Raw genomic sequence first — 19,923 nt, 5'->3', positions numbered from 1 at the left:
CGTGCCGGTCACCCGCCCGTCAGCTTGATGCCGACGGCGGTGACGAGAAGGTTGACCACGAACAATGCCATGAAGGCGAACACGACCGTCTGGTTGACGGCGTCGCCGACGCTCTTGGCGCCACCCTTGACGTTGAGGCCGAGGTAGGCGGCGACGAGGCCGGCGATCATGCCGAACAGGCCGGCCTTGACCTGGGAGATCATGAGTTCGCCGAAGCCGGTGAGCAGGGTGATGCCGTTGACGAAGGCGCCGGGGTTCACGTCCTGGAGGAAGACGGAGAACGCGAAGCCGCCCAGGATGCCGATGGTGCACACCAGCCCGTTGAGCAGCAGCGCCACGACGGTGGACGCGAGGACCCGGGGCACGACGAGGCGGTGGATCGGGTTGATGCCGAGCACGCGCATCGCGTCGATCTCCTCTCGGATGGTGCGGGCGGCGAGGTCCGCGCAAATGGCGGTGGCGCCGGCACCGGCGACGATGAGCACGGTGACCATCGGGCCGACCTGGGTAACCGCGCCGAGTGCGGCGCCGGCGCCGCTGAGGTCGGCGGCACCGATCTCGCGCAGCAGGATGTTGAGGGTGAAGCTGACCAGGACGGTGAACGGCACCGCGACGAGGACCGTCGGCACGAGGGAGACCCGCGCGACGAACCATGCCTGATCGACGAACTCGCGTCGCTGGAAGGGCCGGGAGAACACGGCCCGGGCGGTCTCGCCCGTCATCGCGAAGAATCCACCGACCGCGCGGAGCGGTACCTCGAGGAGGTCTACCACCGTCTCCTCCTCCGTTGGTTCGCTCGCCGGCCGAGGCCGGCGAGGGGTCAGCTTGTGACCCGCGTCATACTAACTAGAACGTGTTCACGTGTCAAAGACCACTGCGGCGCGGCGTGACACGGCTACCTCTGCGGGCGGGAGCCCCGCCGCACCGACCGAACCGGCGGCGCTCGCGTCGAGCGGAAAATCGGGGTTCGAACTGGGAATTCAGTGGACCGCGAGATCGGATCCGCCGCCCGTCCACGGGACCGAACTCGGTCGGGAACCGCGCCGGCCGCCCCTTCGCGAACCGCGTCGCGGGACGCAAAACTAGAACAGGTACTACACGATCTCAGAGCGGCCTCCGGCCGCGCGTTCACGCGCCCGGATCGCCGGACGACACGCGAGCCCGGGGTCGGGCCGACACTAGCCGGATCGGCCCCGGACGGCGCATATTACCGAAGGACAACGTTGCATGTCACTTCGGGTACCGCCTAGTGGGACGTCAGAGGGCGAGCGCCTGCGCGGCCGAGAAGTTACGGGCGGGGTCCCGGTCGCCGAAGTAGCCGCCGACCCGTTCGGCGAGGCTCTCCGGGGTCCACCGGACGTCCGCGTCGAAGCGCTGCTCGACGACGGGCGCGGCCATGAGCGCGACCATCGGGCCGTAAACGACGAAGACCTGGCCGTTGATCCGGTCCGCCGCGGGCGACGCCAGGTAGGCGACCAGTGCCGAGACGTGCTCGGGCGACAGTGGATCCACCTCCCCCTCGGGCGCGGCACCGAAGACGCCCTCCGTCATCGCGGTGCGGGCCCGCGGGCAGATGGCGTTGGCGCGCACCCCGTACCGGGACAGGCCCCGCGCGGCGGAGAGAGTGAGTGCCGTGATTCCCGCCTTGGCGGCGCCGTAGTTGGCCTGCCCCTCGGGGCCGAGCAGGCCGGCCTCGGAGGACGTGTTGACGATCCGGCCGTAGACGGGACCGCCGGCCTTCTTGGACTCGCCACGCCAGTACGCCGCCGCGTTGCGGCACAGCAGGAAATGGCCGCGCAGGTGCACGGCGATCACCGCGTCCCAGTCCTCGTCGGACATGTTGAACAGCATGCGGTCCCGCACGATTCCGGCGTTGTTGACGACGATGTCGAGGCCGCCGAAGCGTTCCCGTGCCGTCGCGAGCAGCGCGTCGGCCGTGGCACGTTCCGCGACGCTGCCGGCGACGAACGCCGCATCGGCGCCGAGGTCGCGGATCTCGGCGAGGGTGTCCTCGACGGCATCGGTCGCCGCGAGATCGTTGACGACCACCGCGGCGCCGGCCCGGGCCAGCGCGACGGCCTCCGCCCGGCCGAGCCCGGCACCGGCGCCGGTGACGACGGCGACCTTGCCGTCGAGACCCACGCCCCCCTCGTCCGTCGCACCGTTTCCTGCGGGGCCGAGACCGTTGCCGGTTGCACTCATGGACGCGCTCTCCCTAGCGATGTCGGGCGGCCCACCCGGGGCCGCCGCGCTCGTGGTCGCCGCGGATTCCGGCGACCCCCGGAAATGTAGAACGTGTTCTCGTTTCTGACAAGGGGCGCCGTCAGGCCTCGCTCAGCGCCGCACGCGGACACTGGGCGATCGCCGTGCGCACGTCCTCCTCCCGCTCCGGCGCGATGGGGTGCGTGACGATCAGCTCGTCGTCGTCGTTCAGATCGAACACCTCGGGCGCGATTCCCACGCACACGCCGTTCGCCTCGCAACGATCGAAGTCGACCTTGACCTCCATGAACAGACCTCGCTTCTCGCTTGCTCGACCGATCGGGCGCCGGACGCGCGGGCTGGCGCGACGGCTCGAAAACCAGGCTAGAACGCGTTTCAGTTCTGTGCAATGATTCGGGAACATCGCCGAGCCGGTCCCGGTCCTCGGCCGTCGACCAGCTGCCTACCCGACGAACGGAGCGGTTCGTGGACATCGCGTACACCCCGCAGCAAGAGGAACTCCGCGCGCAGTTGCGCGCCTACTTCGCCGACCTGATGACCCCCGAACGACGGGAGGCGCTCGCCGCGACCACGGGCGAGTACGGCGCCGGCAACGTGTACCGGGAGGTCGTCCAGCAGATGGGCAAGGACGGCTGGCTCACGCTCGGCTGGCCCGAGGAGTACGGCGGGCAGAACCGTTCGGCCATGGACCAGCTCATCTTCACCGACGAGGCCGCGATCGCCGGCGCGCCGGTCCCGTTCCTCACCGTCAACTCGGTGGCGCCCACGATCATGCACTTCGGCACGCCCGAGCAGAAGGAGTTCTTCCTGCCGAGGATCTCCGCCGGCGAGCTGCACTTCTCCATCGGCTACTCCGAGCCCGAGGCGGGCACGGATCTCGCGTCGCTGCGCACCACCGCCGTGCGCGACGGTGACGAGTGGGTGATCAACGGCCAGAAGATGTGGACGAGCCTGATCGCCTACGCCGACTACGTGTGGCTCGCGTGCCGCACCGATCCGAATGCCCGGAAGCACAAGGGCATCAGCGTCCTCATCGTGCCCACCACCGCCGAGGGGTTCTCCTGCACGCCCGTGCACACCATGGCCGGCCCCGACACCAGCGCCACCTATTACCAGGACGTGCGCGTCCCGGCGTCCGCGCTCGTCGGCGCGGAGAACGGCGGCTGGGCGCTGATCACCAACCAGCTCAACCACGAACGCGTCGCGCTCACCTCCGCGGGCCCGATCCTCACCGCGCTGCAGGAAGTGCGCGCGTGGGCGCAGCACACCCGCCTGCCCGACGGCCGCCGCGTCCTCGATCAGGAATGGGTGCAGATCAACCTGGCCCGGGTCCACGCCAAGGCCGAGTACCTGAAGCTGATGAACTGGGAGATCGCTTCCAGCACTGCGCCACTCGGACCCGCACCGGCGTCGGCGAACAAGGTGTTCGGCACCGAGTTCGCCACCGAGGCCTACCGCCTGCTGATGGAGATCCTCGGCCCGTCGGCCACGCTGCGGCAGAACTCCCCGGGCGTGCTGCTGCGGGGCCGGCTCGAACGGATGCATCGCAGCTCCCTGATCCTCACCTTCGGCGGCGGCACCAACGAGGTCCAGCGCGACATCATCGCGATGACCGCCCTCGGACAGCCACCCGCCAAGCGCTGACACTCCACCGGAAGGGACAAACCGTGGACTTCACCCTCACCGAGGCGCAGCAGGACCTCGCCGGCCTCACCCGCCGCATCGTCACCGAGATCGTCACCAACGACCACCTGCGCCGGCTCGACGCCGCCGACGACCGCATCGACCACACCCTGTGGGACGCGCTCGCCTCCTCGGGCATCCTCGGCGCGGCACTGCCCGAGTCCGTCGGCGGCGACGGCTTCGGACCGCTCGAACAGACGAGCATCCTCACCGAACTCGGCCGCGGCGTCGCCGCCGTCCCCTACCTGTCCTCGATCGTCGTGTCCGCCGCCGCTGTCGCCGAGTTCGGCAGCGACGCGCAGCGTCGCGACTGGGGCGAACCCGCCGCCACCGGCGAGAAGATCCTCACCACCGCCCTCGAGGAGGAACTGAACGACGACCCCACGTCGCCGACCACCACGGCACGTCGCGCCGACGGCGGATGGATAGTCGACGGCACCAAGATCCTCGTCGACGCCGCGCCTGCCGCGGACCTGTTCCTCGTGCCGGCCTCGACCCCCGACGGCGTCACCGTGCTCCTCGTCCGTCCCGGCGATCCCGGCGTGACCGTGACCCGCCAGTACGACACCGGCCTCGGCTGCCTCGGGACGCTCACCCTCGCCGCGGCCTCCGTGCCCGGGGACCGCGCGCTCGGCACCGACGGCCACGCGGTCACCGTGTGGCTGCGCGACCGCGGGCTGCTCGGCTCGGCCGCATACCAGTACGGGGTGCTCGACCGGGCGCTCGAACTCACCGCCGGGTACGCCCGCGAGCGGGTGCAGTTCGATCGGCCCATCGGCAGCTTCCAGGCGGTGGCCCAGCGGCTCGCCGACGCCTACATCGACGTCAAGGGCGCCCGGCTCACCCTGTGGCAGGCGGCCTTCCGCGCGGAGGCCGGGCTGCCCGACACCGGGGAGCTGCGCACGGCCGCGTTCTGGGCCGCCGACGCCGGGCACCGCGTCGCGCACACACTCGTACACGTCCACGGCGGAGTCGGCCTGGACGAGGACCACCCCGTGCACCGGTACTTCCTGGCCGCCAAACACCACGAGTTCCACCTCGGGTCGGCCACCGCGCAGCTGCGGCACCTCGGCGCGTCCCTCGCGGAGGCGCCGGCGTGAGCGTCCCGATCAGCGGAACCGGCACCCCACCCGCCGCGGCGATGCCCCAGGATGCCGGCATGACCGACGTCCCCACCGTGACCGCGCTCCTCGAACGGCTCGCCACCGTCGACGATCGTGGCCTGCAGTTCGAGAACATGTCGCTGTCGTGGCGCGAGCACGTGCAGGCCGGCCGGGACCGGGCCGCCCTGTTGCACGAACTGCTCGACCCACGCAGACCCCGGCACTTCGGGATCCTCATGGACAACGTGCCGGAGTTCTCGATGCTGCTCGGCGCCGCGGCGCTGTCCGGCTCGGTGGTGGTCGGGCTGAACACCACCCGTCGCGGGCAGGCCCTCGCCCGCGACATCGCGCTCGCGGACTGCCAGGTGGTGTTCACCGAGGCCGCGAACGCGCGGCTGCTGGACGGACTCGACCTCGGCGGCGTCCGGGTGATCGACGTCGACTCCGCCGAGTGGGCCGATCTGCTCGCTCCCCACACCGGTTCCACCGCCGCGCCGGCGCCCGTCGCCGCGACCGATCTGTTCATGCTGATCTTCACGTCCGGCACCAGCGGCGACCCGAAGGCCGTGTGCTGCACCCACGAGAAGATCACCGGCCCCGGAGTGATGCTCGCGGAACGGTTCGGTCTCGGCGCCGACGACGTCGTGTACGTGTCGATGCCGATGTTCCACTCCAACGCGATGATGGCCGGCTGGGCGGTGGCGCTGGCAGCCGGGGCCGGGATCGCCCTGCGGCGCAGGTTCTCCGCCTCCGGCTTCCTGCCGGACGTGCGCCGCTTCGGCGTCACCTACGCCAACTACGTGGGAAAGCCGTTGTCCTACATCGTCGCCACCCCGGAGGAGCCCGGCGAGGCGGACAATCCCCTGCGCATCATGTACGGCAACGAGGGCACGGCGCCCGCGATCGCCGAGTTCCGCCGGCGGTTCGGCGCGACGGTCGTCGACGGGTTCGGCTCCACCGAGGGCGGCATCTCGATCTCCGCGGCGCCCGATGCGCCGCCCGGGGCGCTGGGACGGCTGCCCGAGGGCGTGCGGATCCTCGAACCGGACACCGGATCGCCCTGTCCGGTCGCCGAGTTCGATGCCGACGGCCGCATCCTCAACGCCGACGTCGCGACCGGTGAGCTCGTCAACGTCGCCGGGGCCGGACTGTTCGCCGGCTACTACAAGAACCCGGACGCCGACGCCGAGCGGATGCGCGACGGCCGGTACCACAGCGGCGATCTCGGCTACGCCGACGCCGACGGGTTCGTCTACTTCGCCGGCCGCAGTTCCGGCTGGATGCGCGTCGACGGCGAGAACATCGCGGCCGCTCCGATCGAGCGGGCCCTGCTCCGCTACCCGGGCTTCGCGCAGGTCTCGGTCTACGCGGTCCCGGATCCGCAGGTCGGCGACCGGGTGATGGCCGCGGTCATCCCGACCGCGGATTCCGCGTTCGACCCCGTCGCACTCGCCGGGTTCCTCGACGCGCAGGGCGATCTCGGCCCCAAGCAGCTGCCGACGCTGATCCGGGTGTGCCGGAACTTCCCGCGCACCGCCACGTTCAAGATCCTCACCCGCACACTCAGCGCCGAGCGGTGGCACTGCGCCGACCCGGTATGGGTCCGCCGCCGCGGCGAGCGCGAGTTCACGCCGCTGACCGACGACCTGGCGGCCGAGTTGCAGCCGCAGGTCACCGGATCGGGCCGATAGGCGATCCGGCACGAGGACTTGAACCTGACGTTGCGTCAGGTCGTAGCGTCCGCCCCATGACGACGAACGAACCCCGATCCCTCACGGTGGACGACATCATCGACGTCGCGGCGGCCCTGCCCGGGGTGGTGGCGACGACGGCCGGGGAGGACAACGGCGTGCCCCGGCAGGCGTGGGGCGACACCTTCCTGTTCTTCGATCCGGACGGCACAACCCCCGCCGACCGCAGGTTCCCGTTCGCCACGGTCGTCGTCCACGATTACGACGGCTTCGACACCGCGTCCCACCTCTACCGGACGGGGGTGTTCCGGCTCAACGTCGCGGTCGGCCGCGACGAGTTCCGCGACCTGCTGGGTCACCCGCCGGCCGGGCACGCGCGGCACGGCGCCGCCGTGGACTACACCGCCCTCGATCTCCTGCTTCCCCATCCCGTGTACGCGCCGCAGGGGTGGGTGTCGATCCTGAACCCGGGCGCGCGCACCGCCGCACAGGTACCCGGCCTGCTCGCCGTCGCCCACGCCCGGGCGGCGCGACGACACCGGCCGTGACGGCGCATCATCGACGTGTGGACGGCGAGTACACGGTCGGGGACGTCGCGCGGATGGCCGGCGTCTCGGTGCGCACGCTCCACCACTACGACCGGATCGGCCTGCTCGTGCCCCATGGACGCAGCGCCGGCAACCACCGCCTCTACTCGGCCGCCGACGTCGAGCGGCTGCGACGCATCCTGTTCTATCGCGCGCTCGACTTCGGCCTCGATGCCATTGCCGACATGCTCGCCGATCCGGGCGCGACCGTCGACGATCACCTCCGCCGCCAGCGGCGGCTTCTCGAACAGCGCCGGGACCACCTCATCGGTCTGCTCGCGGCGCTCGATCGCGAGCTCGAGGCGCGGCGCACGGGTGTATCGCTCACCCCTGAGGAGCAACTGGAGATCTTCGGAACCGACCGGTTCGCCGAACGATTCGCGGCCACCGAGCCGGACTGGCCGAATCACGACCAGTGGGAGCGGGCGGCGCACCGCGCCGCGGGGCACACCAAGGAGGACTGGGAGACGATCAAGGCCGAGGCCGACGCCGACATCCGAGCGTTCGTCGAGGCGATCGCGGCGGGCGAGCCGGCGGACGGACCGGTAGCGATGGATGCCGCCGAGCAGCACCGCCGCCACCTCGAACGCTGGTTCGGCCCGTGCAGTCCGCAGCAGCACTGCGAGATCGCGGCCCTGTATGTCTCCGGCGACGCCGCCACCTCCGAGTGGGAGGAGCTGGCGCCCGGGCTGCCGCGGTTCGTCCACGACGCGATCGTCGCGAACGCGCGGCGTGTCCGTGGGTCGTGACAGGGAGGTTCCCGTTCCGAGCGGGAGGATCCTGGTCGACGCACCCGCACGATGCCGCGACATACTCCCGCTCACCGCCACAACCTCCCGCTCGGCTGACGCAGGAGGGCGGGCAGGCTCACCCAGCCGCGGGTGAACGACGACTGCAGACGCACCCCCGATGCCGGATCGACCGACACGTGGGGATGCCGGGCCAGCAACTCCTCGAGCGCAACCCGGGACTGCAGCTTCGCCAGGTGCGAGCCGATGCAGAAGTGGGGACCGCTGGAGAATCCGAGGTGCCGCGGAATCGGCCGGGTGACGTCGAACTTCTCCGCGGTGTCGCCGAATTCGCGTTCGTCGCGATTGGCGGCGCCGTAGAGCATCATCACCTTCTCCCCGGCCGGAATCGTCACCCCGTGCAACTCGACGTCACGGGTGGTGGTGCGCGCGAGTCCCTGCACCGATCCCTCCAGCCGCAGCGTCTCCGTCAACGCGCCCGGGATCCGGGAAGGCTCGTCGACGAGCAGGTCGCGCTGGCGGTGATCGGTGTCGAGCAGCATCACGGCGTGCGAGATCAGGTTTCCGGTGGTGTCGTTGCCGCCGGCCACCATGACGAAGCAGAACCCGAGGATCTCCCAGTCGGTGAGCAATTCGCCGTCGGACTCGACGGTGGTCAGGGCGCTGATCAGGTCGTCGCCGGGTTCGCGGCGGCGCTCGCCGATCAGCCGCGAGAAGTACTCGAACATCTCGGCGACGGCGTCGGGTGCGCTCATGGCGGCCACGTCGAATCCGCTGTCCTGCAACGTCGTCAGCGCGGCGACCCACGGATCGAACCGGGCCCGGTCGGCCGCCGGCACGCCGAGCATCTCCGCCAGGACGAACGTCGGGACGGTCGAGGAGAATTCGCGGTGCAGATCGACCTCGCGCCGCCCGGCGAACGAATCGAGCCGGCCGCGGACGAACCCGCGCACGGCGTCCTCGAGCGCCGCGACGCGCCGGGGCGTGAACCCCTTCGCGATCAGGCTGCGCAGCTGCCCGTGCCGCGGGGGGTCGAGCATGACGATCGTCGGGGCGAGACCCAGTGTGCCGATCTCGTCGGGAACGAACGTCAATCCCCCAGCGGACGAGTAGGTCTCGGTGTCGCGCACCGCGTTCCACACGTCCTCGAAACGGGACAGAACCCGGAACGGCGGAATGCCGTTCCGGGTGCTGACGTGGCGGTGCACCGGGTCCTCGTCCCGCAGCATCCGGTAGGCCGGGTAGGGGTCGGCCAGGAACTGCGGATCGAAGGGATCGTAGACGGTCACCACCGGTCCGTCACCGTGCTGCGTTCAACCGGTCCACGGCCCGCTCGTACCCCTCGACGAGCTCGGCCATGATCTCCGCGACCGGCCGGATCTCGTTCATCCGGCCGACGATCTGCCCGACGGGCATCGCGACGACCTCGGGATCGTCCGCGGCGGCGATCCGCTGGTGGGCTTCGCTCACGAGCAGGTTCTGCAACGGCATCGGCAGCGGCGACGGGGCATCGGGCTTCGACCATGCCTCGGTCCACTTCGTCTTGAGCAGGCGGGCGGGCTTGCCGGAGTAGATCCGCGAGCGGACGGTGTCCGACGATGTCGCGCCCAGCAGGGCCCGCTGGACCGACGACGGGCCGTCGGCGGCAGCGCCGAGCTTGTATTCGGAGGTGGTGAGCCAGTAGGAACCCATCCACACCCCGGACGCGCCGAGCGCGAGCGCGGCCGCGACCTGCCGCCCGGAGCCGATACCGCCGGCGGCAAGCACCGCCGCCGAATCGCCGAGGGCGTCCACGATTTCGGGCCAGAGCACCATCGAGGCCACCTCGCCGGTGTGCCCGCCCGCCTCGTACCCCTGGGCGATGACGATGTCGACGCCGTTCTCGACGTGCCGCCGGGCATGCTCGACCGCCCCGGCGAGCGCCGCGACGGGCACCCCCTTCTCGTGGGCGAGGTCGATCACGTCCTTCGGCGGGGAGCCGAGCGCGTTGGCGATGAGCGCAGGCCGGTGCTCGAGGGCGACGTCCACATGTGCGCGGGCGACCGAGTGCAGCCAGCCGAGGACGCCGGCCGCGTGTTCGGCGGACTCGTCGAGCGGCGGCACGCCGAGCTCGGCGAGGGTGCGCTCGACGAAGGCACGGTGCTCGGCGGGGATGAGCTTGTCGAGATCGACGGCGGTGCCCTCGGTGGGAACCTTTGCGGGCATCACGACGTCGACCCCGTAGGGCTTGCCGTCGGTGTTCTCGTCCATCCAGGTGAGCACGGCGTCGAGCTCGTCCGGGTCGTTGAACCGGACACAGCCGAGGACGCCGAGACCACCGGCCCGGCTGATCGCGGCGGCGACGTGCTCGGACGGGGTGAACCCGAAGATCGGGTACTGGATGCCGAATTTCCTGCTGAGATCGGTGTGCATCCCGGTCCCTTCTAGCTCGCCGCGGCGGAGCCGTTGGTGTGGTGGTCGTCCGCTGGGCGCTGCTCGGTCTGTTCCTTGGCCCAGCGGTAGTCGGGCTTGCCGGCCGGCGAACGCTTGATGGCGTCGACGTACCAGACACTGCGCGGAATCTTGTAGCTGGCGATCTGCGTGCGGGCCACCTCGACGAGGTCGGCCAGCGTCGGGCGGGTACCGGCGCGGGGCGCGATCACGGCGGACACCCGCTGCCCCCAGCGCTCGTCGGGCACGCCGACGACGAGGACGTCGAACACGTCCGGGTGGGCCTTGAGGGCGCCCTCGACCTCCTCGGGGAACACCTTCTCGCCACCGGTGTTGATGCAGACGGACCCGCGGCCGAGCATGGTGACGGTGCCGTCGGCCTCGACCCGCGCATGGTCGCCCGGGATCGAGTAGCGGACGCCGTGGTACTCGCGGAAGGTCGCCTTGGTCTTGACCTCGTCCTTGTAGTAGCCGATGGGGATGTGGCCCTTGCGGGCGAGCACGCCCACCTGCCCGGAGCCGGCCTCGACCGGATTTCCGTCATCGTCGATCACGGCCGTGGAGGCGTCGATCTTGACGGTGGGGCCACCCGAGTGGGCCTGGCCCTTGGCGACGATGCCGAGTCCGCCGAAGCCGGTCTCGGACGAGCCGATCGAGTCGGTGATCACCGTGTTGGGCATCAGGTCCAGGAAGCGTTCCTTCAGCGCCGGGGAGAACAGTGCGGCGCTCGACGCCATCGCGAACAGGGACGAAAGATCGTACTTCTCACCGGTTCCCGGACGTCCGCTCTCGAGCGCGTCGAGCATCGGGCGGCCCATCGCGTCGCCGGTGATGAAGATGACGTTGACCTTGTGCTCCTCGATGACGCGCCACACCTCGTGGCCGTCGAACTCGGGATGCATGATCACCTTGCCGCCGCTGAACAGCGACTGCAGCACCGCCCACTGGGCACCGCCGTGGATGAGCGGGGGGATCGGGAAACGGACCAGCGGTGGGCTCGCGGCACCGGTCTTTGCGAGTTCCCATTCGTCGGCGACGTATTCGCCCGTCATGAAGTTGATGCCGCCGCCGAGTACGCGCCACACGTCCTCCTGCCGCCACATCACGCCCTTGGGGCTGCCGGTGGTGCCGCCGGTGTAGAGGATGTAGAGGTCGTCGGCGCTGCGTTCGCCGAAGTCGCGCTCGGGTGAGCCCTGAGCCAGCGCGGACTCGTAGTCGACGCCGCCGTAGCTCGCGTAGTCGAGATCGGTGCCGTCGTCGACCACGACGACGGTGCGGATCTGCGGGCAGTGCGGCAGCACGGCGGCGACCTTGTCGGAGTAACGGCGCTCGTGGACGAGCGCGACCATGTCCGAGTTGTCGAAGATGTACTGCAACTCGTTCTCGACATACCGGTAGTTGACGTTCACCATCACGGCACGAATCTTGAACACCGCGACCATCGCCTCGATCGCTTCGATGGTGTTGCGGGAGTAGATACCCACCTTGTCACCGGGCTTCACGCCCCGTTCCTGCAGATAGTGGGCGAGCCGGTTGGCGCGCTCCTCCACCTGCGCGTAGGTGACCTCACGTCCGTCCGACGCGAGCGCGACGCGGTCGGGAACGAGGTCGATTGCGTGCTCTACGAGGTCTGCGATGTTAAGGGCCACGTCACAAAAGTAGAACGTGTTACCGTTTCTGACAAGACCCGGATGAGATCCAGTTCACAACCCCTCAGGAGTCCTCAGTGTCCACCACCGCATCGGAAGTTTCCGGCATTTCGGCAGACGCCCCGCACTGCCTCGTCGAGCAGCGCGGCTCGGTCCTGATCGTGACCATGAACCGGCCCGAGGCCCGCAACGCCCTGTCCGGCGAGATGATGGCGATCATGGCCGAGGCCTGGGACCGCGTCGACAACGATCCGGAGATCCGGGTGGCCATCCTGACCGGCGCCGGCGGCGCGTTCTGCGCGGGCGCCGACCTCAAGGCGATGAACCGGTCGGCCCCGGGCGACAGGTTCGAGCAGGGCGAGCGAAGCGACGGGAAGGGCAAAGGCGGTGGCTGGGATCTGTCCAGGCTGCCCGCACTGCTGAAGGGCCGTCGCCTCACCAAGCCGCTGATCGCCGCGGTCGAGGGCCCGGCCATCGCCGGCGGCACCGAGATCCTCCAGGGCACCGACATCCGCGTCGCCGGGGAGAGCGCGAAGTTCGGTGTCTCCGAGGCCAAGTGGGGCCTGTTCCCCCTCGGCGGCTCGGCGGTGCGGCTCGTCCGCCAGATCCCCTACACGATCGCCGCCGATATCCTGCTCACCGGCCGCCACATCAAGGCCGCCGAGGCCAAGGAGATCGGCCTCATCGGCCACGTCGTGCCCGACGGCCAGGCTCTCGACAAGGCCCTCGAGATCGCCGGGACCATCGCCGCCAACGGCCCCCTCGCCGTCCAGGCCATCCTGAAGACCATCCGCGACACCGAGGGCATGCACGAGGAGGAAGCCTTCGAGATCGACGCGAAACTCGGCGCCGAGGTCTTCAAGAGCGCCGACGCCAAGGAAGGCCCCCGCGCGTTCACCGAGAAGCGCACCCCGAAATTCACCGGCGCCTGACGGGCCGGAGGCCCGGGCCGAGCGAATGTATCGCTCACCTCCGTAGTCCGACGGTATGGTCCATTCGCTCAGCCCGGTACCACCGTCCGTAGTCGCACGTCGGGCCGCGGCCGAGAGGCCGCGAGCTCGTAGTGCCGGCGCAGGTCGTCGACGACACGCCTCGGTGACCGCTCCACCGCACTCGGGACCGTCGGCAGCACGATGATGCCCGCGTTCTGCATGCGGGTCCGGCGCTCGATCGTGTCCTTGTACGCCTTGGGCGACAGGTGCCACGCGAGGGAGTCGATGTCCCAGGCCATCGCGACGTCGTCGATCCAGCCGTCAGGTCGTGCGATGAACCCGCCCCGGGAGTCGAGAACATCGCGGTTGAACACCATCTCGGGCAGACCGCTGCGTTCCCACAGCTCCCGGGCCTTCGCCTCCGCCACCGAGTGGACGTTGGCATCCACCTCCCGGAGCACCCGCCGCGGCAGAGCCGAACCCCGCCCGCTCCCCTCCGCCAGTTCCTCCTGCAGCGCTGCCACCGACACCGCTCCACGCTGGACGGCCGAGGCGATCAACGACCGCGTCGCATCGAGAGTGGTGCACCGGCGCGCGGCGTCGAGCAGGGCACGTTCGATGGGAGCACACCGGATGCCGTTACGTATCAAAGGGTCCGGAATTCGGGTTGTCCGCTCGACGAGGACGAATCCGGCCGACTGCACGCGACGATTCGCCGGGAGCAGCACGTGGACGTCGAATTGTTCTCCCGCCAGTCCATGTTCTCCGAGCGCCGATCGTCCGGTGAGTACGGCGTCGTCGCCGACGTACTTCATGGCCGCGATCGTGCGTTGCCGAGCCGACGCCGGTCCGTTTCCGAGCATCACGATGCCCGGCAGCAGCCGTTGCCAGGGACCACCCGGACGGCACCGCTCGTGAATTGCCGACCCCGACACTCCGACACGACGAAGCACGGCGTCGCGAACCACACCGCTGTCGCCCAGCCGGCCCAGTGCCTCTGGATCCCCTGCCCACTCACCCCTTCTCATGGACCTACAGTGCGCCGCTCGATCGGATTCGTGTGGCCGCGGAGCGTGCATTCGTCGAATCTGTGGAGCAACTCGCCGACTGTGGACAACCTCCCCACCGAGCGAATGTGGCATCCCGTCGATCTGAGGAGGTGAACGATACATTCGCTCGGGGGAAGCGGGCGCCTACCGCAGCACGACGTCCGCCAGGGAGCGCACGTGCTCGGCGTCGCGGCAGCTGACGAGCAGCATCGTCACGCCGGCGTCGGACCAGCGCTTCACGCCGGCGCGCACCTCGTCGCGGTCGCCGATGATCATCGTCTCGGTGACCATCTCGTCGGGAATCGCGGCGGCGGCCTCGTCCTTGCGGCCCGCGCGGAACAGGGCGGTCACCTCGTCGACCACGTCACCGTAGCCCATGCGCCGGTACACCTGGGCGTGGAAGTTGAGTTCGGGGGTGCCCATGCCTCCGACGTACAGGGCGGTGACGGGCTTGAGGCCGGCGATGGTCCCCGTCCGGTCGTCGGTGACGACGACCTGGCAGGTCGCGGCGATCTCGAAGTCGTCGCGGGTGCGCCGGGCGCCGGGCCGGGCAAAGCCCTCGTCGAGCCACTCGTCGTACATCGGGGCCAGGCGTGGGGAGTAGTAGATGGCGAGCCAGCCGTCGGCGATCTCGGCGGTCAGCGCGACGTTCTTGGGTCCCTCGGCGCCGATCCAGATGGGGATGTCGGCACGCAGCGGGTGCGTGATCGGCTTGAGCGGCTTGCCGAGCCCGGTGGCGCCGGGTCCGTCGTACGGCAGCGGGTAGTGCGGGCCCGGGTTGGTCACCGGCTCCCGGCGGGCCAGCACCTTGCGCACGATCGAGACGTACTCGCGGGTGCGGGCGAGCGGCTTGGCGAACGGTTCGCCGTACCACCCCTCGACGACCTGCGGCCCGGACACGCCGAGCCCCAGGATGTGCCGCCCGCCGCTGAGGTGGTCGAGGGTGATCGCGTGCATGGCACAACTGGTGGGGGTGCGGCCGGAGATCTGCACGACGGACGTGCCGAGCCGCACCCGCCGCGTGCCCGAGCCCCACCACGCGAGCGGCGTGAACGCGTCCGAGCCCCACGACTCCGCGGCGAAGACCGCATCGAAACCCTCCGCCTCGGCGGCGGCGACGAGCTCGCCGGCGTTCGCGGGCGGCTGCGCCCCCCAGTAGCCGAGTTGCAGACCCAGTTTCATTGCACACCATTCCTTTCGGGGCGGACCGGGGACACCGCTGCTCGGACGGTACCCTTGCCACCATCTCTAGAACCTGTTCTACTCGAAGTTGTGAGCCTGGGAAAGAGCGCGATCGCGGAGAAGCCGCTGAGCGCACCACTGAACCTGAAGTTCGACTACACCCGATCCACGGGGCCGACCGTCGGCGCGTTCGTCACGGGCCTGCGTGACGGGCGCATCCTCGGCGCCCGCGGCTCGGACGGGCGCGTCCTCGTGCCGCCCCCGGAGTTCGACGCGGTCACCCACGAACCCCTCACCGACTTCGTCGAGGTGGGGCAGTCCGGCACGGTGCGCAGCTGGACGTGGAACCCCGAGCCGCTGCCGGGCCAGCCGTTCGACCGGCCGTTCGCGTGGGCGCTGATCCAGCTGGACGGGGCCGACACGACGCTGCTGCACGCGGTCGACGTCCCCGGTCCCGAGGACATGAGCACCGGGATGCGGGTACGCGTGCGGTGGGCCGACGACCGCGCCGGTCACATTCGTGACATCGCAGCCTTCGAACCGGGCGAGGCCGAGACCGTCACGGTCCGGACGGACGCCTCCGGCGAGCCGGTGACGATGATGATCACGCCGCTGGATCTGCACTACACGCACAGCGCGTCCTACGAGGAGTCCTACTACCTGCGCGCGCTGGCCGAGGGCAAGCTGATCGGCGGCCGCACCGGACCGGGCGGCAAGGTCTACATCCCGCCGCGCGGCGCGAACCCCACCGACGGCATCCCCACCCGGGAGCAGGTCGAGGTGTCCGACAAGGGCATCGTCACCACGTTCTGCATCGTCAACGTGCCGTTCCTCGGCCAGCAGATCACGCCGCCGTACGTCGCGGCCTACGTGCTGCTCGACGGTGCGGACATCCCGTTCCTGCACCTGATCCTCGAGTGCGACGCCGCCGACGTCCGGATGGGCATGCGGGTGGAGGCGAAGTGGCGCCCGCGCGAGGAGTGGGACTACACGCTGCGCAACATCGAGTACTTCCGGCCGACCGGCGAACCGGACGCCGACTACGAGACCTTCAAACACCACCTGTAAGGGAGCCGCGCCCACCATGACAGACATCGCAGTCGTCGGCTTCGCGCAGGCACCCCACGTGCGCGAGACCACCGGCACCACCAACGGCGTCGAAATGCTCGTCCCCTGCTTCCGGGAGCTGTACTCGAAACTGGGAATCACCAAGTCGGACATCGGTTTCTGGTGCTCCGGTTCGTCCGATTACCTCGCGGGCCGGGCGTTCTCGTTCATCTCGGCCGTGGACGCGATCGGCGCGGTGCCGCCGATCAACGAATCCCACGTCGAGATGGACGCCGCCTGGGCGCTGTACGAGGCGTGGGTCAAGCTGATCACCGGGGAGGTCGACACCGCCCTGGTGTACGGCTTCGGCAAGTCGTCGGCCGGCACCCTGCGTCAGGTCCTCGGCCTGCAGCTCGACCCGTACCTCGTCGCCCCGCTCGGCCTCGATTCCGTGTCCCTCGCCGGGCTGCAGGCCCGGTTCGGGCTCGACGCCGGCAAGTGGACGGCGGAGGACATGGCACAGGTCGCGGTGCGCGCGCGGGCCGCCGCCAAGGACAACCCGAACGCCCAGATCAGCGGCGACTTCGACGTCGAGGAGCTGCTGGCCCGGCCCTACGTCGCCGATCCGCTGCGGGGACACGACTGCGCGCCGGTCACCGACGGCGCCGCCGCGATCGTGCTCGCCGCCGGCGACCGGGCCCGTGAACTGTGCGAGAACCCCGCCTGGATCACGGGCATCGAGCATCGCATCGACTCGCCGAACCTCGGCGGCCGCGACCTGACGACCGCGCCGTCCGCGTCGGCCGCCGCGCGGGCCGTCACCGGCGGTGACACCGCGTTCGACGTCGCCGAACTGCACGCGCCGTTCACCCATCAGGAGCTGATCCTGCGCGAGGCCCTCGGCCTCTCCGACGCGACGGCGGTCAACCCGACCGGCGGCCCGCTCACGGGTAACCCCATGTTCTCCGGCGGCCTCGAGCGCATCGGCTGCGCCGCGCAGGCGATCATGGCCGGGCGGGCCGGGCGGGCCCTCGCACACGCGACGAGCGGCCCTGTGCTGCAACAGAATCTGGTAGCCGTTCTGGAGGGACGTAACTGACATGGCCAAGCAACTCGCGGCTGTCCTCGGCACGGGGCAGACCCACTACGTCGCCAAGCGGCACGACGTGTCCATGTCCGGCCTCGTGCGCGAGGCGATCGACCGCGCCCTGGCCGACTCGGACGTCGGCTGGGACGACATCGACGCGGTCGTGATCGGCAAGGCCCCCGACCTGTTCGAGGGCGTGATGATGCCCGAACTGACCATGGTCGACGCGATCGGCGCCACCGGCAAGCCGATGCTGCGGGTCCACACCGCCGGTTCGGTCGGCGGGTCCACCGCCAATGTCGCCGCCAGCCTCGTGCAGGCCGGCGTGCACCGGCGGGTGCTGGCCGTGGCGTGGGAGAAGCAGTCCGAGTCGAACGCGATGTGGGCGCTGTCCACCCCGGTGCCGTTCACCATGCCGGTCGGCGCCGGCGCCGGCGGGTACTTCGCCCCGCACGTGCGCTCCTACATCCGCCGATCGGGCGCACCCGAGCACATCGGCGCGATGGTCGCCGTGAAGGACCGGCTCAACGGCGCGAAGAACCCGTACGCGCACCTCAAGCAGCCGAACATCACGCTCGAGTCGGTGCAGGCGTCGCAGATGCTGTGGGATCCGATCCGCTACGACGAGACGTGTCCGTCGTCGGACGGCGCGTGCGCCGTCGTGATCGGCGACGAGGACTCGGCCGCGGCGGTCGAGGCGCAGGGCCGGAGGGTCGCGTGGATCCACGCCACCGCGATGCGGACCGAGCCGACCACGTATGCGGGACGCGACCAGGTCAACCCCGAGGCAGGCCGGATGGCCGCGGCGGCGCTGTGGCAGGCCGCGGGTATCACCGACCCGCTCACCGAGATCGACTGCGCCGAGATCTACGTCCCGTTCTCGTGGTTCGAGCCGATGTGGCTCGAGAACCTCGGCTTCACCCCGGAGGGCTCCGGTTGGAAGCTCACCGAGGCCGGGGAGACGGCCATCGGCGGTCAGCTGCCGGTCAACATGTCCGGCGGTGTGCTGTCCTCCAACCCGATCGGCGCCTCCGGCATGATCCGGTTCGCCGAGGCCGCGATGCAGGTGATGCAGCGCGCCGGGGAGCATCAGGTCGACGGCGCACGCAAGGCACTCGGGCACGCGTACGGCGGCGGCTCGCAGTACTTCTCGATGTGGGTCGTCGGCTCGGACCGACCGGAACGATAGGCACGGACCGTGGTGGACTTCACCGTCGGCGTCGCGATGACGCCCCTCGACCAGCTCACCGGCCTCGCCCGCACCGCCGAGGAGTGCGGGTTCCGGTCGATCGCGCTGCCCGACTCCCTGTTCTACATGGAGAAGCAGACCGTCGACTACCCGTACACCCCCGACGGGTCGCGGATGTGGACCGAGGACACGCCCTGGGCGGACCCACTGATCGCCGCGGCCGCGATGGGGGCGGTCACGTCGACACTCCGGTTCTACACCCAGGTCCTCAAGCTCGGCTCGCGCAACCCGGTGCTGCTGGCGCGCCAGGTCGGCTCGGTGGCCAACCTCACCGGTAACCGCTTCGGCTTCGGAGTGGGAATCGGCTGGGCCCCCGAGGAGTTCGAGTGGTGCGGGGTGCCGTACGCGCGGCGCGGCAAGCGGGTGGACGAGATGATCGACGTCATCAAGCTCATCCTCGGCGGCGGCATGGTCGAGCACCACGGCGAATTCTTCGACTTCGACCGGCTGCAGATGAGCCCCGCCCCCACCGAACCCGTGCCGTTCTACATCGGCGGCCACACCGACGTGGCGCTGCGCCGGGCGGCGCGCGTGGGCGACGGCTGGACCTCGGCGATGATCCGGTTCGACGACCTCGTGCAGGTGATCGCCCGGCTGCGGGAGCTGCGCGCCGAACACGGCCGCGCCGACGATCCGTTCGAGATCCAGGCGGTGTGCGTGGACCGGTTCGGCCGTGCCGGGTACGCCGAGCTCGAGGATGCCGGCGTCACCGACATCATCGTGGTGCCGTGGATCTTCGACGGGCACGGCTTCGACAGTCCCCTCGAGGCGAAGCAGGAGTCCCTGCACCGTTTCGCCGACAGGTACATCCACGGAAGGGCATCGGCATGAGCGAGGAACACCCGGCTCGGGTCGCCGCGCGGGCGTCGCAGGCGGCGGCAAGCGGCAAACGCAAGGACGAGTGGCTCGCGTTGTTCGCCGAGAACGGTGTCGTCGAGGACCCGGTCGGTCCGTCCGGATTCGATCCGGAGGGCAAGGGTCATCACGGCCGCGAGGCGATCTCGCGGTTCTACGACATGACCATCGCGAACACCGACAAGCTTGAGTTCCTCGTCGACGACGTGCTGGTGTGCGGCGACGAGTGCGTCAACATCGGCACCATCCGCACGACCCTCGGCGGCAACGTGATCGACGCCGAGGGGGTGTTCGTCTACCGTGTCGACGACGCGGGCCGGATCGCGTCGCTGCGCGCCTTCTGGGAGGTCGAGCGGGCCATGGCGACGGTTCGTCCCGCAACCGAGGAAGCACGCGGCTAGAGTCCG

General features: G+C 70.1%; 19 protein-coding genes. 11 read left to right on the top strand and 8 right to left on the bottom strand.

The window, feature by feature from the left end; translation table 11 throughout:
* Positions 1-8: 8 nt before the first annotated feature.
* The 3 genes from ISO16_RS21505 to ISO16_RS21495 all read right to left on the bottom strand — a co-directional run bounded on the left by ISO16_RS21505 (position 9) and on the right by ISO16_RS21495 (position 2,509).
* Positions 9-773 carry an MlaE family ABC transporter permease gene (locus tag ISO16_RS21505; protein WP_072634288.1) on the bottom strand — a complete coding sequence of 255 codons (765 nt, stop codon included), beginning with the start codon at positions 771-773 and terminating at the stop codon, positions 9-11.
* A 484-nt stretch (positions 774-1,257) separates the two neighbouring features.
* The gene (locus ISO16_RS21500; protein ID WP_072634287.1) at positions 1,258-2,202 is read right to left on the bottom strand and encodes a 3-oxoacyl-ACP reductase; all 945 of its coding nucleotides are present in this window, start codon (positions 2,200-2,202) and stop codon (positions 1,258-1,260) included.
* 121 nt (positions 2,203-2,323) lie between these two features.
* The gene (locus tag ISO16_RS21495) at positions 2,324-2,509 is read right to left on the bottom strand and encodes a ferredoxin (protein WP_006937853.1); all 186 of its coding nucleotides are present in this window, start codon (positions 2,507-2,509) and stop codon (positions 2,324-2,326) included.
* A 179-nt stretch (positions 2,510-2,688) separates the two neighbouring features.
* Between ISO16_RS21495 and ISO16_RS21490 the strand changes: the two genes are divergently transcribed.
* The 5 genes from ISO16_RS21490 to ISO16_RS21470 are packed head-to-tail and all read left to right on the top strand — an operon-like array spanning position 2,689 to position 8,036.
* Positions 2,689-3,867, top strand: coding sequence for an acyl-CoA dehydrogenase family protein (locus tag ISO16_RS21490; protein ID WP_072634286.1), 1,179 nt, complete (start codon positions 2,689-2,691; stop codon positions 3,865-3,867).
* A gap of 23 nt (positions 3,868-3,890) precedes the next feature.
* Positions 3,891-5,006, top strand: a complete 1,116-nt coding sequence (locus ISO16_RS21485) for an acyl-CoA dehydrogenase family protein (RefSeq protein ID WP_072634285.1) — start codon at positions 3,891-3,893, stop codon at positions 5,004-5,006.
* 59 nt (positions 5,007-5,065) lie between these two features.
* Positions 5,066-6,700, top strand: a complete 1,635-nt coding sequence (locus ISO16_RS21480; protein ID WP_072634322.1) for a long-chain-fatty-acid--CoA ligase — start codon at positions 5,066-5,068, stop codon at positions 6,698-6,700.
* Positions 6,701-6,756: 56 nt separating this feature from the next.
* The gene (locus ISO16_RS21475; protein ID WP_072634284.1) at positions 6,757-7,248 is read left to right on the top strand and encodes a DUF6194 family protein; all 492 of its coding nucleotides are present in this window, start codon (positions 6,757-6,759) and stop codon (positions 7,246-7,248) included.
* Positions 7,249-7,265: 17 nt separating this feature from the next.
* A complete protein-coding gene (locus ISO16_RS21470) occupies positions 7,266-8,036 on the top strand; it encodes a MerR family transcriptional regulator (protein WP_072634283.1) in 771 nt (256 codons plus the stop codon).
* Positions 8,037-8,107: 71 nt separating this feature from the next.
* Here the strand turns inward: ISO16_RS21470 and ISO16_RS21465 are convergent, their stop codons facing one another.
* Genes ISO16_RS21465 through ISO16_RS21455 form a run of 3 tightly spaced genes read right to left on the bottom strand, consistent with a single transcriptional unit; the run spans position 8,108 to position 12,115 of the window.
* A complete protein-coding gene (locus ISO16_RS21465) occupies positions 8,108-9,325 on the bottom strand; it encodes a cytochrome P450 (protein WP_230304407.1) in 1,218 nt (405 codons plus the stop codon).
* 10 nt (positions 9,326-9,335) lie between these two features.
* The gene (locus ISO16_RS21460) at positions 9,336-10,448 is read right to left on the bottom strand and encodes an NAD(P)H-dependent flavin oxidoreductase (protein WP_043797477.1); all 1,113 of its coding nucleotides are present in this window, start codon (positions 10,446-10,448) and stop codon (positions 9,336-9,338) included.
* An 11-nt stretch (positions 10,449-10,459) separates the two neighbouring features.
* Positions 10,460-12,115 carry an acyl-CoA synthetase gene (locus tag ISO16_RS21455; protein ID WP_072634281.1) on the bottom strand — a complete coding sequence of 552 codons (1,656 nt, stop codon included), beginning with the start codon at positions 12,113-12,115 and terminating at the stop codon, positions 10,460-10,462.
* Positions 12,116-12,192: 77 nt separating this feature from the next.
* On the opposite strand from ISO16_RS21455, the gene ISO16_RS21450 reads away from it, so the two are divergent.
* Positions 12,193-13,047 carry a crotonase/enoyl-CoA hydratase family protein gene (locus ISO16_RS21450; protein WP_072634280.1) on the top strand — a complete coding sequence of 285 codons (855 nt, stop codon included), beginning with the start codon at positions 12,193-12,195 and terminating at the stop codon, positions 13,045-13,047.
* 68 nt (positions 13,048-13,115) lie between these two features.
* On the opposite strand, the gene ISO16_RS21445 is transcribed toward ISO16_RS21450, so the two are convergent.
* Together ISO16_RS21445 and ISO16_RS21440 are read right to left on the bottom strand one after the other, a co-directional pair.
* Positions 13,116-14,075 carry a hypothetical protein gene (locus ISO16_RS21445; RefSeq protein WP_072634279.1) on the bottom strand — a complete coding sequence of 320 codons (960 nt, stop codon included), beginning with the start codon at positions 14,073-14,075 and terminating at the stop codon, positions 13,116-13,118.
* Between the two features lie 165 nt (positions 14,076-14,240).
* Positions 14,241-15,278 (bottom strand): LLM class F420-dependent oxidoreductase, encoded by a 1,038-nt coding sequence (locus tag ISO16_RS21440; protein ID WP_006937830.1) that lies wholly within the window; start codon positions 15,276-15,278, stop codon positions 14,241-14,243.
* A 90-nt stretch (positions 15,279-15,368) separates the two neighbouring features.
* Here ISO16_RS21440 and ISO16_RS21435 point away from each other — a divergent pair, with 90 nt between their 5' ends.
* From ISO16_RS21435 to ISO16_RS21415, 5 genes are read left to right on the top strand one after another with little or no spacing between them, the layout of a single operon-like run.
* Positions 15,369-16,346, top strand: coding sequence for a Zn-ribbon domain-containing OB-fold protein (locus ISO16_RS21435; protein WP_006937828.1), 978 nt, complete (start codon positions 15,369-15,371; stop codon positions 16,344-16,346).
* 16 nt (positions 16,347-16,362) lie between these two features.
* Positions 16,363-17,424, top strand: coding sequence for a thiolase domain-containing protein (locus tag ISO16_RS21430; RefSeq protein ID WP_006937826.1), 1,062 nt, complete (start codon positions 16,363-16,365; stop codon positions 17,422-17,424).
* Between the two features lies 1 nt (position 17,425).
* Entirely contained in the window at positions 17,426-18,601 is a 1,176-nt protein-coding gene (locus ISO16_RS21425) for a thiolase domain-containing protein (protein ID WP_006937825.1), read from the top strand.
* A 12-nt stretch (positions 18,602-18,613) separates the two neighbouring features.
* Positions 18,614-19,492 (top strand): TIGR03619 family F420-dependent LLM class oxidoreductase, encoded by an 879-nt coding sequence (locus ISO16_RS21420; RefSeq protein ID WP_072634321.1) that lies wholly within the window; start codon positions 18,614-18,616, stop codon positions 19,490-19,492.
* Entirely contained in the window at positions 19,489-19,917 is a 429-nt protein-coding gene (locus ISO16_RS21415) for a nuclear transport factor 2 family protein (protein ID WP_006937821.1), read from the top strand. Before ISO16_RS21420 ends, ISO16_RS21415 begins: the two co-directional genes overlap by 4 nt.
* Positions 19,918-19,923 lie beyond the last annotated feature (6 nt).

The organism is Rhodococcus sp. M8 (assembly GCF_015654185.1).
GTDB classification, from domain to species: Bacteria; Actinomycetota; Actinomycetes; order Mycobacteriales; family Mycobacteriaceae; genus Rhodococcus; species Rhodococcus aetherivorans.
This window is presented reverse-complemented; position numbering and strand designations above follow the sequence as displayed.